The organism is Collimonas sp. (genome assembly GCF_044339385.1).
GTDB lineage: Bacteria > Pseudomonadota > Gammaproteobacteria > Burkholderiales > Burkholderiaceae_D > Collimonas.
In genome coordinates this window covers 1-15,153 of the sequence record NZ_JBIIVN010000046.1, presented here as the reverse complement: position 1 = coordinate 15,153, position 15,153 = coordinate 1, and the positions used below count along the sequence as shown (strand labels likewise).

8 protein-coding genes and 5 pseudogenes are annotated in these 15,153 nt (G+C 58.1%); 3 read left to right on the top strand and 10 right to left on the bottom strand.

Annotated features, from left to right (window positions below; translation table 11 throughout):
* Positions 1-171: 171 nt before the first annotated feature.
* Positions 172-1,473, bottom strand: a complete 1,302-nt coding sequence (locus tag ACIQ0R_RS05250; protein WP_395824521.1) for a replication-associated recombination protein A — start codon at positions 1,471-1,473, stop codon at positions 172-174.
* A gap of 267 nt (positions 1,474-1,740) precedes the next feature.
* On the opposite strand from ACIQ0R_RS05250, the pseudogene fdxA reads away from it, so the two are divergent.
* Positions 1,741-2,072, top strand: a pseudogene (gene fdxA / locus ACIQ0R_RS05245) (ferredoxin FdxA).
* Between the two features lie 34 nt (positions 2,073-2,106).
* On the opposite strand, the gene lolA reads toward fdxA, so the two are convergent.
* A complete protein-coding gene (gene lolA, locus ACIQ0R_RS05240; RefSeq protein ID WP_395824518.1) occupies positions 2,107-2,760 on the bottom strand; it encodes an outer membrane lipoprotein chaperone LolA in 654 nt (217 codons plus the stop codon).
* A 65-nt stretch (positions 2,761-2,825) separates the two neighbouring features.
* Positions 2,826-5,171, bottom strand: coding sequence for a DNA translocase FtsK (locus tag ACIQ0R_RS05235; protein WP_395824515.1), 2,346 nt, complete (start codon positions 5,169-5,171; stop codon positions 2,826-2,828).
* Between the two features lie 657 nt (positions 5,172-5,828).
* Here ACIQ0R_RS05235 and trxB point away from each other — a divergent pair.
* Both trxB and ACIQ0R_RS05225 read left to right on the top strand, forming a co-directional pair.
* Positions 5,829-6,785 (top strand): thioredoxin-disulfide reductase, encoded by a 957-nt coding sequence (gene trxB / locus ACIQ0R_RS05230; protein WP_395824512.1) that lies wholly within the window; start codon positions 5,829-5,831, stop codon positions 6,783-6,785.
* A 180-nt stretch (positions 6,786-6,965) separates the two neighbouring features.
* Positions 6,966-7,610 (top strand): Smr/MutS family protein, encoded by a 645-nt coding sequence (locus tag ACIQ0R_RS05225; RefSeq protein WP_395824509.1) that lies wholly within the window; start codon positions 6,966-6,968, stop codon positions 7,608-7,610.
* Between the two features lie 181 nt (positions 7,611-7,791).
* On the opposite strand, the pseudogene ACIQ0R_RS05220 reads toward ACIQ0R_RS05225, so the two are convergent.
* The 7 genes and pseudogenes from ACIQ0R_RS05220 to ACIQ0R_RS05190 all read right to left on the bottom strand — a co-directional run.
* Positions 7,792-8,550: pseudogene (locus tag ACIQ0R_RS05220) on the bottom strand (GntR family transcriptional regulator).
* Between the two features lie 279 nt (positions 8,551-8,829).
* Positions 8,830-10,446: pseudogene (locus tag ACIQ0R_RS05215) on the bottom strand (ABC transporter ATP-binding protein).
* Positions 10,447-10,457: 11 nt separating this feature from the next.
* Positions 10,458-11,155 (bottom strand): annotated as a pseudogene (locus ACIQ0R_RS05210) (cysteine hydrolase family protein).
* Positions 11,156-11,200: 45 nt separating this feature from the next.
* Positions 11,201-12,127 (bottom strand): ABC transporter permease, encoded by a 927-nt coding sequence (locus tag ACIQ0R_RS05205; RefSeq protein ID WP_395824507.1) that lies wholly within the window; start codon positions 12,125-12,127, stop codon positions 11,201-11,203.
* On the bottom strand, positions 12,120-13,235 hold the full coding sequence (locus ACIQ0R_RS05200) for an ABC transporter permease (RefSeq protein WP_395824504.1): 1,116 nt from the start codon (positions 13,233-13,235) through the stop codon (positions 12,120-12,122). Before ACIQ0R_RS05200 ends, ACIQ0R_RS05205 begins: the two co-directional genes overlap by 8 nt.
* Before the next feature lie 37 nt (positions 13,236-13,272).
* Entirely contained in the window at positions 13,273-14,364 is a 1,092-nt protein-coding gene (locus ACIQ0R_RS05195) for a BMP family ABC transporter substrate-binding protein (RefSeq protein ID WP_395824501.1), read from the bottom strand.
* A 41-nt stretch (positions 14,365-14,405) separates the two neighbouring features.
* Positions 14,406-15,153: pseudogene (locus ACIQ0R_RS05190) on the bottom strand (hypothetical protein); the annotation flags it as partial.

Genomic DNA, 15,153 nt, shown 5'->3' with positions numbered 1-15,153 from the left:
TCGAAGTCTTTTATAATCGCCAACGGCAGCATTCGACGCTTGGCTATCGTTCACCCTGCCAGTATTTAGATGACAGGCTCACTGAGCAACATCAGGAAAAACAGGCGGCATAAAAGCCACCTGTTGGGAGACGAAAAATCGAGGGAAGCTCAAAGTCTCTTTGTTTTTTAATTATTCGCCAGCTTCCTCATCCCACTTCCGCAGGAGAGCAAGCTTTTCAGCAATTTTGACTTCCAGTCCTCTTGCAACAGGTTGATACCAACCAGGCTCTTCTATGCCGTCAGGAAGATAAGTCTCACCAGCGGCATAGGCATTGGGTTCATCATGCGCGTAACGGTACTCATGCCCATAGCCCAACTCCTTCATCAACTTGGTCGGAGCATTACGCAGATGAACCGGTACCTCGCGCGACTTGTCTTGCTTCACAAATGCCCGCACCTGGTTATAAGCGTTGTAGCCCGCGTTACTCTTGGCAGCTACAGCGAGATAGATGACAGCCTGTCCCAACGCCAGTTCGCCTTCCGGCGAACCCAGCCGCTCGAACGTCAGCGCCGCATCATTGGCGATCTGCATGGCACGCGGATCGGCCAGCCCGATATCCTCCCAGGCCATACGTACAATGCGGCGCGATAAGTAGCGCGGATCGGCGCCGCCATCCAGCATTCGGGTCAGCCAGTAAAGAGCGGCATCGGGATGCGAGCCGCGCACAGATTTATGCAAAGCGGAAATCTGGTCATAGAAATTGTCGCCGCCTTTATCGAAACGGCGCGCATTCAGCGTCAGCGCATTTTGCACAAATTCGGCCGTGATCCGATTGGTTTTTCCGGCGCGGGAAGCGGTGTCGGCCTGCTCCAGCAGGTTCAGGAAGCGGCGCGCATCGCCGTCTGCATAACCGACCAGCGTATCCACTGCCAGATCGTCAAATTCCAGATGGGTCAAGGCTTGCTCTTGCGCTCTGGTCAGCAGCAGCTTGAGCTCATCATCGGTCAATGATTTCAGCACATACACTTGCGCTCGCGACAACAGCGCCGAGTTGACCTCAAAAGAGGGATTCTCGGTGGTGGCACCGATGAAGGTGACCAGACCTGATTCGGCATAGGGCAACAGCGCGTCTTGTTGCGATTTGTTGAAACGATGAATTTCATCCACGAACAAGATGGTGTGCTTGCCCATGCCGAGGTTCTGTTCCGCCTGCTCCATCGCCGCACGGATATCCTTGACCCCGGAAAATACTGCAGACAAGGCAATAAATTCACACTTGAAGGCATTCGCGGTCAGGCGCGCCAACGTGGTCTTGCCAACGCCCGGCGGCCCCCACAGGATCATCGAATGGGGCTTGCCAGATGCGAAAGCCAGACGCAGCGGCTTGCCTGGCCCAAGCAAATGGCTCTGGCCGATGACTTCGTCCAGCGTTGCCGGACGCAAGGCTTCCGCAAGGGGCGGCGTGGGTGCTACTTTGAACAGATCTGACATGAGGGCGAAAATAAGGACAAAAATAAGGACCGAAGCATTGGCGGCGAATATACTCGGTTACAGGACAGATAGTCTAGCAGGCTATGCAACAGCCGCGGCAGGCAGTTGACTGCAACGTCTTTGAGCGTGGAAATGCGCATTGTGAGAAAATCCAGGTCGATTTTCGGCATCCGCGTTGTCGTCGTTTGACGCTGGCGATTGTCCGCTGAGGATGCCCTGCCACTGCCAAGACCACCAACACTTCCACCACCTGCTCAGCGCCAGACTATGCCCTTTGTCGTCACCGATTCCTGCATCCAGTGCAAATACACCGACTGCGTCGAGGTCTGTCCGATGGACTGCTTCCGCCAGGGGCCGAATTTTCTGGTGATTGCTGCCGATGACTGTATCGATTGCTCGATGTGCGTACCGGAGTGCCCGGTCGGGCGATCTACAATGAAATCGATCTGCCCGATGCGCAACGGCATTTCGTCGAAATCAACGCCCGCCTGGCGGCGCATCCGGCGTGGCTGCCGATCACGCGTTCGCAGGCGCCGCTGCCAGGGCATGAGACGTGGCGCAGTGTCGCCAACAAGCTGGAATTCTTGAAGCTGGTGTAGGGTAGGCAGGTTTTGCGGCCCTACCCGACCAACCTTAATTACTGTCGAACACGTCCGCGCCCTTCGGCACCACGAACTTGAACTGACCAGCTGACAAGGCCGGATTGCGGACGACATTCTTAAACGTCAGCAGCGATACCTGGCCGAAAGAGTCCCGCAGTTCCATTGCTTCCGGCAAGCCATTGCGCAGGCCGATGCCGATCTGGTCGAAAGTGGTGTCCTTGGCTTTGGGCGTGGCTTCCAGCCACTCCAGGCCGTCCTTGGCCTGGCCTTCCTTCAGGATGAAATTCTTCTCCAGATCGTTGCTGCCGAACAGGATCGCCGCCGGCGACGAGCCGAGCGCATTGCCCAGATTTTTGGTGGTGACCTGATTGAGATCCTTGTCGTAGATGTAGAGCTTATCGCCGTCGGCCTGCAATATCTGTTCATACGGCTTCTGGTAAGTCCAGATAAATTTGCCCGGACGGGCAAAGATAAAAGTGCCGCTGGAGGTGCTGGACACCTTCTGAGTCTTGGTTGCCGCATCGATCTTGAGCAGTTGCTGCGAAAAATCGCCCTTGGCCGATTGCGTTCCTGTGACGAACGACTTGAACTGTTCCAACGCGCTGGCGCTGGTCAAAGATGGCAACATGGCGACCGAAAAAGACAGACCGACGATCAAGCGACCCGATTTGATTTTGGCAAACATATTGTTGCTCCTGTTGCCAACCAAGCTGGCGGTTATTTTCTTTTGCATGTTTTTTTGCATGTTTATTACTCCGTATTACCATTCCCCGCCGGCACCAGGATTTCCCGGTTGCCGTTGGATTGCATGGTTGAAACCAGTCCGCTGGTTTCCATCTGTTCCAGCAGGCGCGCGGCGCGGTTGTAGCCGATGCGCAGATGGCGTTGGACCAGGGAGATCGAGGCGCGCCGGTTTTTCAGCACCACGGCCACCGCCTGGTCGTAAAGTTCGTCGCCTTCGGTGCCGCCGGAGGCTGCGCCGCCAACCGCGCCCTCGGTGCCATCTTCCAGCACGCCGCCTTCCAATATGCCTTCGATGTAATTCGGCTCGCCTTGTTCCTTCAAATAATCGACAACCCGATGCACTTCCTCATCCGACACAAAAGCACCGTGCACGCGGATCGGCAGGCCGGTGCCGGGTGGCATGTATAGCATGTCACCCATGCCGAGCAATGCTTCCGCACCCATCTGGTCGAGAATCGTGCGCGAGTCGATCTTGCTGCTGACCTGAAATGCAATCCGGGTTGGCACGTTGGCCTTGATCAGGCCGGTGATCACGTCTACAGATGGGCGCTGTGTCGCCAGAATCAAGTGGATACCGGCGGCGCGGGCTTTTTGTGCGATACGGGCAATCAGTTCTTCGACCTTTTTACCGACCACCATCATCAGGTCGGCCAGCTCGTCGATGATGATGACAATGGTCGGCAGTTTCTCCAGCGGCTCCGGGGCATCCGGGGTCAGACTAAACGGATTCGGAATCTTTTCTTCGCGCTTGTCGGCTTCGGCAATCTTCTGGTTATAGCCGGTCAGGTTACGCACGCCCATCTTCGACATCAGCTTGTAGCGGCGCTCCATCTCGTTGACCGCCCAGTTCAGCGCATGCCCGGCCTGGCGCATGTCGGTCACGACCGGCGCCAGCAGATGTGGAATGCCTTCGTAGATCGATAGCTCCAGCATCTTCGGATCGATCAGGATCAGGCGCACCTGATTCGGGTCGGACTTGTAGAGCAGCGACAAGATGGTGGCGTTGATGCCCACCGATTTGCCTGAGCCGGTGGTACCGGCCACCAGCAAGTGCGGCATCTTGGCCAAGTCAGCCACCACCGGGTGGCCGGCGATATCCTTGCCGAGGGCAATCGTCAGGCTGGACACGCCGTCGTTGTAGACCTTGGAACCGAGGATCTCAGTCAGACGGACGATTTGCCGCTTCGGATTCGGCAGTTCCAGGCCCATGTACATCTTGCCGGGGATGACTTCGACCACGCGAATCGAGGTCAGTGACAGCGAGCGCGCCAGGTCGCGCGCCAGACCGACGATCTGGCTGCCCTTGACGCCGGTCGCCGGTTCGATTTCGTAACGGGTGATCACCGGCCCCGGATAGGCCGCCACCACTTTGACCTGCACGCCAAAATCGGACAGTTTCTTTTCGATCAGGCGGCTGGTGAATTCCAGCGTCTCGACACTGACGGTCTGTTGCTGCGGCGGCGCCTCATCGAGCAGCGACAGCGGCGGCAGATTGGTATCCGGCAGATCCTGGAACAGCGTGGTTTGTTTTTCTTTCTCCACCCGCTCCGACTTCGGCACCGCAACGATCTGCGGTTCGATACGGATCGGCGGCGCTTCGACGATCTTGGCACGCTCCTGCACCACTACTTCTTCACGCTTGACGGCGGCGACTTGCCCCACCTTGCGGTCTTCTCGGGCGACGTAGAAATTTTTCAACCACAGCAAGCTGTTCTCAATCCCGGCACCGATACGCTCGGCCACCGTCAGCCACGACACATGAAAGAACAAGCTGATGCCGATTGCAAACAGCAGTAGCAGCAACAGGGTCGCGCCGGTAAAGCCCAACGCCGAGTATGCGCCGCTGCCGATCAGTTGCCCCAACACACCGCCCGGGTTGCCCGGCAATTGGAGCCGATGCTCCAGCCAATGCATGCGGGTAAATTCCAGACCCATGCTGCCAATCATGATGAGTACAAATCCAGCACCACGAATCAGACCTTCCTGGTGATGCTCCGGCTCTACCTTCGTCTCCACCAGAAAGTGCTGCGAAATGCGCCGGTAGCCGTTCCACAGAAACTTGAATAGCAACGCACACCACCACCAGGCGGAAGCGCCAAACACGAACAGCAGCAAATCAGACAGGTAGGCGCCGACGCGCCCACCCCAATTGTGCAAATGGCCGCCGGCGGCGGAGCGGGACCAGCCTGGATCGATCTTTGAATAACTGGCAAAAATAATCACCAGATAGGCTGTCAGCACCGCAAAGACGATCCAGCGCGCTTCATACAAAAGCCGCGCCAGACGGCTCGGCAGCGGCTGCGCCTCCTGCGGCTTGGGGTTGCGGGTATAGGCTTGGCTTGTTCTAGTCATAAATCCGGTTGGTGTTGCTGCGTTATTACCACATTGGCACCGCATTGTTACTGCGTCATTGCCTCTTTGTCATTGTTCAATCATGCTGCAAAAGCACGTCTATCTTAACGGCATCAAGTGCTCACTTTTCAATTCAGCGATAGTTGATTGAAATAATCGAATTTATTAAACTAACTACCATTGAATTAACTACCATTGAATTAACCGCAATTAAATTAACTGCAATTCAAATTAACTGCAATTCAAATTAACTGCAATTCAAATTAACTGCAATTCAAATTAACTACAATTTCAATTAGTAACATCAATTGCATGAATTGCATGAATTGCATGAATTGCATGAATTGCATGAATTGAAATTATGCGCCTGATTGCAATGTAACCGATCGACGCTTCATGCCTTCATTCAGGATGACGCCAAACCTGGCTCACTCAGCGCCGATTTTTAATCCACCTTACACGCATGGCGCGCAGCTCGACTATAATGTTACCGAGTTTTTACCTGCAATTTGACGATCTTGACAATATTTATCCGCTACTCGCGGCTTTAAATAGGTATCCATCGTCTTATTCGTTGGGACAGCACCGTTGGCCGCGCTATGGCGGCCACCTGGCCCTGCCCCGCAATTGTTTTGAGATCCGTTACCAGAGGCAACAATGACTACCACCAAACCAGCCAAGCACGCCCACGTCCTGATCCTTGGCTCCGGGCCTGCGGGCTACAGCGCTGCGGTATACGCGGCCCGCGCCAACCTGAACCCGGTGCTGATTACCGGGGTTGAGCAAGGCGGCCAATTGATGACCACCACCGATGTCGAAAACTGGCCGGGCGATCCACACGGCGTGCAAGGGCCGGAACTGATGCAGCGCCTGCTCAAGCATGCTGAAGAATTCAAGACTGAAATCATTTTCGACCACATCCATACCACCAAGTTGTCGGAAAAACCTTTCCGTCTGATTGGCGACTCTGGCGAATACACCTGCGATGCGCTGATCATCGCCACCGGCGCATCGGCGCAATACCTGGGCCTGCCCTCGGAGGAGGCGTTCATGGGCAAAGGCTTCTCGGCCTGCGCCACCTGCGACGGTTTCTTCTACCACGGTCAGGAAGTCGCCGTGATCGGCGGCGGCAATACTGCGGTTGAAGAAGCGCTGTATCTGTCCAACATCGCCAGCAAGGTCACGCTGATTCATCGCCGCGACAAGTTCCGCACCGAGCCGATCCTGGTTGATCGTCTCAACGCCAAGGTTGCGGAGGGCAAGATCGTCATCAAGTACAACCACACGCTGGACGAAGTCACCGGCGATGCCAGCGGCGTCACTGGCATCAACATCAAATCGACCACCGACGGCAGCATCACGCCGATCACATTGCACGGCGTATTCATCGCGATCGGCCACAAGCCGAACACCGGTATTTTCGAAGGCCAGCTGGAGATGCACAACGGCTACATCAAGACCAAAACCGGTCTCGAAGGCATGGCCACGGCGACCAGTGTGCCGGGCGTATTTGCCGCCGGCGACGTACAGGATCATATCTATCGCCAGGCCATCACTAGCGCCGGCACCGGCTGCATGGCGGCGCTGGATGCACAGCGCTTCCTGGAAGACTAAGCTCAGATCGACGCGTGGACAGGCACCTGGTGCTCACCACGCGTCGCTAGTACAGTACACCACTGCACCACAGCACCACAGCACCACAGCATCACTGCGCTACTGGTATCGATGCGATCTTGTCGCCGCTAGCAGCTTGCCCTACACCGCCGCCTTTCATTATTAGCAGACGTATATATCATGGCCGGCCCGATCAAAGACTTTAGTGCCCTCAAATCGCTGCGCAAGGAAATCAAGGCGCAGGACGAAGCACGCCAGGCCGCCGCCGCTGAAGCCAGGCGGCGCGAACAAGAAGCACGGCACGATGCCGACATTTTCCGTAGCAGCATTGGCAACGTCAAACCGCTGGCCGTACCGCCCAAATTCATCCCGGACATGCCGCGTCCGCTGCCAATTGCCCGCCAACACCTGGCCGATGAACAAGCGGCGCTGGAACAATCGCTGTCGGACGATTTCAATATCGAGACCCTGCTCGATACTGATGAAACCCTCAGTTTCGCCCGCAACGGCATCGGCCCCGATGTCATACGCAAGCTGCGCCGCGGGCACTGGAGCATCCAGCAGCAACTCGACCTGCACGGCATGCGCCGCGACGAAGCGCGCGAAGCCCTGGCCGAGTTTCTGCGGCTGGCCGCCAGGCGCGGCTGGCGCTGCGTCCGCATCATTCACGGCAAGGGACTGGGCTCGGTTAATAAAGAGCCGGTGCTGAAATCCAAGGTGCGCAACTGGCTGGTGCAAAAAGAAGAAGTGCTGGCATTCTGCCAGGCCACCGCAGCCGAAGGCGGCTCGGGTGCGTTGCTGGTGCTGCTTATAGGGCGGACTTGATTCAATTCGCTGGCAGCATCGCGATGTCGCGGCTGATCTGGCTGTGCTTGTCGCATAGCCGATCGAGGCGGTACATCTGATCTGATGCCATCGACGGTGAGATCCCTTGCCTCACCTTATTGATGGTTTTCACCGTGCCGATTGCGGGAGCGGCGTCAATTTTATTTTCTATTCGTGATTTTCACGAAACAAACGGCAACTTGCTATCGCGCGCTGCAGCAAGCATCAATAGTGTGATTTTGTGCACCTCAAGCTTGCTCTGCGTGATATGCGCCCGGAGTAGGATGAGAACTTCGGCGACGCGCCTCGATTCAATCAGGTTGAGCATGGCCGAATGTTCCTCGTAAGTGGCGCTGGTACGATGCGACTTCAGAAAATCGAGCCGTCGTACGATACGGATACGCTCGGTAACTTCGTTATGCACGCGCAGCATTTCCGCATTTCCAGTGGCGGCGATCAGTTGACGGTGGAAGTCCTCATCCATACCGAACATCTTCACTGGATCAGTTTCGCGCAATTCCGGCCCGACGCACCAGATCGCCCTCAACGACTAGACGGCTGCGTGCGCCATATCGCCGCCCTCGCCCAAGCGTTCGACTGCAGCCGCTTCCAGCACGATGCGTAAATCGTACAACTGATCGATTTGCGCGAAGTTGATCGATGCCACCTTCCAGCCGCGCCGAAAGCCGACTTCCAGATAGCCCTCGCGTTGCAAACGGTACAGGCCGTCACGCATCGGCGTGCGCGAAACGCCGTAGTGCTGCGCAATGTCGTTTTCCGAAAAGCGGTCACCGGGAAAAAGGCGAAAGCTGAAGATATCGCTCTTCAATTGCTGATATACCTGCTCTGAAAGCGGATTCGCTGCGGCTAGCAGGTGGGGCATTGCCTGGGTTTTCGGGTCATCTGGAGTTTTCACCGGATTGGTTGACTCGTCGTTCATAAAGCCACACTCCTCTTTTGCTTATTATCGGCGTTTTATGGTTGGGGCATGAGACTAACATGGACCGCGACAATCTTCCAACTGTGCGCTGCACTGAGACTGACCCAGCTTTGTATCTGACGGCTAGGCCAGGCCGCGCCTCACTCACGCAGCTTGCACCTGAGCCACCAGTTCCGGCTGATTGACTGCCCCGCCGGGATATGCCAATCAATGTCGTGCGAGAAGACAGCGCCGCCGACCAGCCGACGATGCCGCCTTGCCAAGCGCTGCGGCGCGCTGTCATGCGCGTACTTGGCGCACGGCGTCTGGCGACGAGGGTTGGGGTACGGCTGTATCACCGTGTCCGGCCATGTGCTGACCCAGCACAGTACGATCTGCGCACGAGGCGGGCGTCTCGAACACCAACTCGCCCTGCGCCATCACCACGATACGGTCCGCGAGTTCCAGCAGTTCGTCGATATCCTCGCTGACCAGCAGCACCGCCGCGCCAGTATTACGCACGGCCATCAATCTGGCATGGATATCGGCGACCGAGGCGAAGTCGAGTCCGAACACAGGATTGGCGACAATCAGCACATTCACCGCTTGCCCCAGCTCGCGCGCCAGCACCGTGCGCTGCACATTACCGCCAGACAGGGTGCCGATTTCACGCTCAGGCAGTGGCGGATGCACCTTGAACTCGTCGATCAATTGCGCGGCGCGTTGACGCATGGCGCGTCGGCCCAGCCACCAGCCGCCACGCCGAAACGGTGATTGGTCGAAGTTGCGCAACGCCAGGTTCTGCGCCACGCTCATTGCTGCGACACAGGCATTTTTCAGCGGCTCTTCGGGAATCGCAAAGAGACGCTGTTGCGCCATTTCTGCGCGCGTGGCGTGGTAGGCCTTACCTGCCACTTGCATGTCACCGGCCTTCACGCGACGCTGCCCGACCAGTGCTTCCACCAGCTCCTTCTGACCGTTACCGGAGATGCCCGCAAGTCCGAGAATTTCGCCCGCACGCACGGCTAGCGACACACAGTTGACCGCAGTATGACCGCGATCGTCTTCGACGCAGAGGCTACGCAACGCGAGGCGCACCTGCGCGGCTGCGCCAGTCGGATGACGTGGGGCCGCGGCCGCCATAGGAGCAGCCGCCCTCCAAGAGGCTTCCTTGGTTGCGTCTGTCGTGGCGCTGCCCATCATCCAGGCGGCGAGTTCGTCGCGGTTAGTGTTGACCACCGCGCTCGTGCCGACCTTGCGCCCCCCCCTTGCGCAACACCGTGACATTGTCCGCATAGGCCATGACTTCGCGGAACTTGTGCGTGATCATCAGCACTGTCAATTCGCCGCGTGACGTCAACGCGCTCATCAGACCGAGCACTTCGTCGGCCTCCTGCGGCGTGAGCACCGAAGTGGGCTCGTCGAGAATCAGCAAGCGCTGCTGCAAATACAATTGTTTCAGGATTTCGAGCTTCTGCTTTTCGCCGGCTGCCACCGGCGCATCCAGCGGCAAACGAAACGGCATGCGCTGCATGAATGCGAGCAGCGCAGCGCGTTCGGCTTTTCTGTCGATTTTCCACGGCAATTTCCCGTGCGCGAGCAACAGATTTTCTTCCACCGATAGCCCCCAGCCAAGGTGAAATGTTGATACACCATGCCGATGCCGAGGGCCTGCGCATGACGCGGCGAGGCGATCTGCGCCTCGCGGTTATCGGCCATGATCTGGCCATCGTCAAACACGCCATAGCCCACTAGCCCCTTGACCAGCGTGCTCTTGCCGGCGCCGTTCTCGCCGAGCAACGCATGGATCGTACCGGGCTCGATGCGGATCGAGACGCCGTCGAGCGCGCGAAACATCCCGAACGATTTGCTCGCGTTCAGCACTTCGATACCCACAGCTTTTGGAGCGACTGACATGATGATCCGGCTCATATAGACAGCAGAGTTGCGAGCAACGCCTGCGAGTCAGACACCGTGCCGAACACACCGCCTTGCATCGTAATCATGTGTAGCGCGGCATCATGGTTGCTCTTGTCGGTCGCGCCGCAGCAATCGCTTAGCACAGTGCATTCGAAGCCGAGGTCGTTGGCTTCACGCATCGTGGTGTGGACGCAGACATCGGTGGTGATTCCGGTAAGCACCAGATTAACGATGCCACAGGTACGCAGGATCAGTTCCAGATCGGTCGCGCAGAATGCTCCTTTGCCGGGCTTGTCGATGACAATCTCACCCGCCAGTGGCTTTAGTTCGTCGATGATTTCCCAGCCCAGCTGGCCGCGCACGAGGATCTTGCCGCACGGGCCGTCGTCGCCGATACCGATGCCATTGGTCCCTGCGCGGCGGCTGCGCCAGCGTTTGTTGGCGGGCAAGATCGGCGAGGTCAGGACGATGCCCCTTCGCGCGTGTGGATGATCGTAAAACCCCGCTCACGCATTAGTTGCAGTACGTTGCTGATCGGCTCGATCGGTGCCCGCGTGAGCGATAAATCGTAGCCCATCTTGTCGACATAGCCGCCGTGGCCGCAGAAATCCGTCTGCATGTCGATGATGACGAGCGCGGTGTTCTCTGGGCGCAGGTTGCCGTCGTAAGGCCAGGGGTAGGGCTTAGCTTCAATGAATCGATTCATGGGCGATATCCTTGTTGAGTTTCTGTTATGTCCTTGAAAACACGGTCAACGCGTCAGACTCAGTTCACCTGGCGCACCCTCAAGCGGGCGATGCGGACGGCAATTGAGGATCATGATCAACAACGTCAGCAGATACGGCGCGGCGTTGTAGAGGTGGTAACCGCTGGTCAAGCCGATTGCCTGCAACGCCGACCCAAGAGCGCCGGCGATGCCGAACAACAAGGCTGCCCACAGGCAACGCAGTGGCTGCCAGCGGGCGAAGATCACCAGTGCCACGGCCATCAAGCCCTGTCCGCTTGAAAGTCCCTCGTTCCAGCTACCCGGGTAGGCCAGCGATAGATACGCGCCGCCGATACCGGCGAATACACCACCCACTGCGGTCGCGGCAATGCGCACGCGCGCCAGCGGATAGCCCATCGCGCGCGCCGTCTCGGCATGATCGCCAACGAGCCGCAGCACCAAACCCCGGCGCGTATTGCGTAGACCCCATTGCAAAACAAAGGCCAGTATCACGCCGATGACGAACAACAGATTAATCTGTAATGCGTTATGCAATTGCGGCGACGACGCCCACGCGCCGAGGTTAATGAAAGGCAACATCGGTGCTTGCGGTGCAATAAACGGCTTGCCGAGATAATAGGCAATGCCGGTGCCGAACAGCATCAACGCGATGCCGAATGCGATATCGGATACCCGCGGCAACGAGCATACGATTCCATGCAGGCAGCCAAGCAGCAAACCGACGCACCCCGCCGCCAGCACTCCCGCCCATGGCGAGCCGGTCAGAAAAGCAGCGGCATAGCCGCTCATCGCGCCGGACACGAGGATGCCTTCGAGGCCGAGGTTGACACGACCGCCCTTCTCGGTGAGACATTCTCCAAGACTGACGAAAAGATACGGTGTACTGATGCGAATCGCGCCGGCGAACAGCGACAGCAGCAGGATCACAATCGGCGATTGGATATCAGGCATGGGTCTGCTCCAGTGGCACAGCAAGATCGGTGCGCATGGCAGCTTGCAATTTCGCGCGCCAGGCAGCGATGTGTGTTCTGAGCGCTTCCCACGCGAGCAGATTGGCGAACAGTAATCCTTGCAAAACGAGCGTGGTGGCGTCGGGCAGATCCAGCCGTCGTTGCAACAAGCTGCTGCTGGCCTCGATACCGCCGATGATCAGCGCGCAGAGAATGATCGCCAGTGGATTCTGGCGTGCGGCGAAGGCCACCAGAATGCCTGCATAGCCGTAGCCGACGAGCAGCGAGGCATTTGCGCTGCCCTGCACCGCCGCCACTTCGAGCATGCCGGCCAGGCCGGCGGCCGCGCCACCCAGAACGCAGGCGACAAGCGTCAGCGAATTGACAGGCAAGCCGACCAGTCGCGCCGCGCGATTGCTGCCGCCTGTCACGCGCATCGCAAAGCCCTTGATGCTGCATTTGATGAACACCCAGGCGGCAATACATGCGAAGACGCCCCAGAGCAAGCCCCAATGCATATCGAGTCCAGGGATCGAGCCGATCATCATTGCGTCCGGCACGGGCAAGGTCGACGGCTTGTTCAGACTCGCCGGGTCGCGCAACGGCCCTTCGATCAGATGATTGAACAACGCAATGGCGATGTACGACATCAACAGACTGCTGATGGTCTCGTTGACACCGCGCCACTGCCGCAATGCGCCCACCGCGCCGATCCAGATAGCGCCGGCCAGCATACCAGCCAGCGCCATCAACGGCGTGGCGACCAGCCAAGGCGTGCCGGGCGAGAGCATCTGCGGGACAATCGCCGCGAACATGCAGCCCAATGCAAGCGCGCCCTCGCCGCCGATGACGATCAGCCCGACCTGGGCCGGCAAGGCCACGCACAGCGCCGTGAGCATCAGCGGCGATGCGCGCAGCAAAGTGCTCTGCCAGGCGAACGACGACCCAAATGCCCCCTGGAAAATCAGCGCTATCGCATCGAGCGCCGATTGCCCCTGCAACAGCAGGAACAGCGAGAACAGCAGCAACGTGCTGAGCACTGCCAGGGCGCTCGGTAGCACCGGGCAAAGCCACAGCATTACTCTCGCGGTAAGCGCGTTGGGACGCATCACAACTCCTTATCTCATACAAACACCATCATCAAATTTAGCCGACCACGCCGGCCACCAGATAATTCATACTTTCCAGGATACGATCGCTCTGCACATGGCTCACCCCTGCGGCAATTGCCGTGGCGCCCTTGTTATCTTTCATGGGGCCTTCAAAGATCACAAAATTGCCAGCCTCCATGCTGCGTTTGATCGAGTCGGCGTTCTGCTTCGCGCTGGCGCTTACTTTCGGGCCATACGGCGCCATCTTTACGTACTTCTCTTTCAAACCGCCGCGCAGTATGTTCGGTTGCGGGGCGCCGCTTTGCGCAGCGCTTAGCAGTTGCGTGTAGGGCGTCGCCCAGTCCCATTCGGCGCCGGTCAGATAGCCCTGCGGCGCGAGCGCGGCCTGACTGGCGTGAAAACCGCAACTCATCACACCGCGCTTCTCCGCTGTCCCAACCACCACCTTCGGCCCGTCGACCTGGCAGGTCAGCACATCGCAGCCTTGATCGATCAGGCTATTGGTAGCCTCCGCTTCCTTGACCAGCAACGACCAATCGCCCGTAAAAATAACTTGTGTCTTGATCGATGGATCGACCGACTGCGCGCCGAGCGTGAACGCATTGATATTGCGCAGCACCTGCGAAATCGGCTTTGCTGCGACAAAACCGAGCTTCTTACTCTGCGTCATATGGCCGGCAACTACCCCGTTTAAGTATTGGTATTCGTCGATATGGCCGAAGTAGCTGGCGATATTCGATGGATTTCCGCGCTTCCACAATCCGCCGCAATGAGCGAAACGCACCTGCGGATACTTCGCCGCCATCTTTAGTACGTGCGGATCAAAGTAACCGAACGAAGTGGCGAAGATCAGCGTCGCTCCGTCCTGCACGATCATCGCTTCGATGGCCTTCTGCACGGCGATTGTTTCGGGTACGCTCTCCTGTTCGACCACCTTCACATGAGGCATCTTTTTGATCACGTTGACAGCGCTTGCCTGAGCCTGGCTGTAACCAAAGTCGCTGCGCGCGCCAACGTAAATCACGCCGACGATGGTCTGCGGTGCAGCCAACACCGATTGGACAGGCAGAATATTGCTGAGCGTGAGCAGGCTGGCGCTTTTGATGAATTTGCGGCGGCTGGTCATATTGTCTAATTCCTTGGTTGAGAGTGAAATAGCGTTAGTCTTCAGTTGGCATTGCGGCTAGCGAGATAGGCCAGCCAACCGCCATGCGACGTGATCTCCGTGGCGCCGCTGCCGTGCGCCAGCGCAGACGGCTCACAGATAAAGCCCTTGGCGGTGCATCCACTGATTAGTTGCAGGGTGCCAATGCCGAGCGGCGCGGGCACGTCGGCGACAAATTTGCCGAAGGTGCGTAGCGGGATTTCCCAGACTTCCAGTGCGATCGAGGCCCCCTCATCGGCGCAGCAGCGCACCAGCCCGGGCTTTGGCGGCTGGGTGTCGGCCAACGCGTAAAGCCGGTACTCCGGCGCGGTATGGGTCGCTGCGATGAAGCGCGCGCCGGCTTCCTGTAGTTGCCAGTTAAGTGGCTGGCCACTCAGGTGCGCGCCGACTACGGCGAGCGCGACTGTCGGCTCCTGAAATGGCAGCGGCTCGACGGTGCTCACAGCGGCTTCGGTTGCGTTGACAACGCTTGCAAAAAGCGTCTGAATTCGCGCCCCGAATGCGGCCAGACGCCGATCTGCGCCACTTGGTGCGATTAACGTAACGCCCGCGGGCAGGCCATCGCTGCGGCGCTGGCACGGCACCGCCAAGGCGCACAGATCGAGCAAGTTGACGAAGTTCGTGTAATAGCCGAGCTGGCTATTGAGCTTTCCCCGAAATTTAGTCTTCCATAGGTAACGTAAAATCAACGATCCTTTGGAAAGACCAGCAATGAAGAAGATACCAAAACAGATGTACACGGCGGAGTTC

Coding starts and splice junctions, on each gene's coding strand:
- ACIQ0R_RS05235 (WP_395824515.1), bottom strand. CDS start 5,171: ATGACTAGAACAAGCCAAGCCTATACCCGCAACCCCAAGCCGCAGGAG.
- ACIQ0R_RS05250 (WP_395824521.1), bottom strand. CDS start 1,473: ATGTCAGATCTGTTCAAAGTAGCACCCACGCCGCCCCTTGCGGAAGCC.
- ACIQ0R_RS05195 (WP_395824501.1), bottom strand. CDS start 14,364: ATGACCAGCCGCCGCAAATTCATCAAAAGCGCCAGCCTGCTCACGCTC.
- trxB (WP_395824512.1), top strand. CDS start 5,829: ATGACTACCACCAAACCAGCCAAGCACGCCCACGTCCTGATCCTTGGC.
- ACIQ0R_RS05205 (WP_395824507.1), bottom strand. CDS start 12,127: ATGCCTGATATCCAATCGCCGATTGTGATCCTGCTGCTGTCGCTGTTC.
- ACIQ0R_RS05225 (WP_395824509.1), top strand. CDS start 6,966: ATGGCCGGCCCGATCAAAGACTTTAGTGCCCTCAAATCGCTGCGCAAG.
- lolA (WP_395824518.1), bottom strand. CDS start 2,760: ATGTTTGCCAAAATCAAATCGGGTCGCTTGATCGTCGGTCTGTCTTTT.
- ACIQ0R_RS05200 (WP_395824504.1), bottom strand. CDS start 13,235: ATGCGTCCCAACGCGCTTACCGCGAGAGTAATGCTGTGGCTTTGCCCG.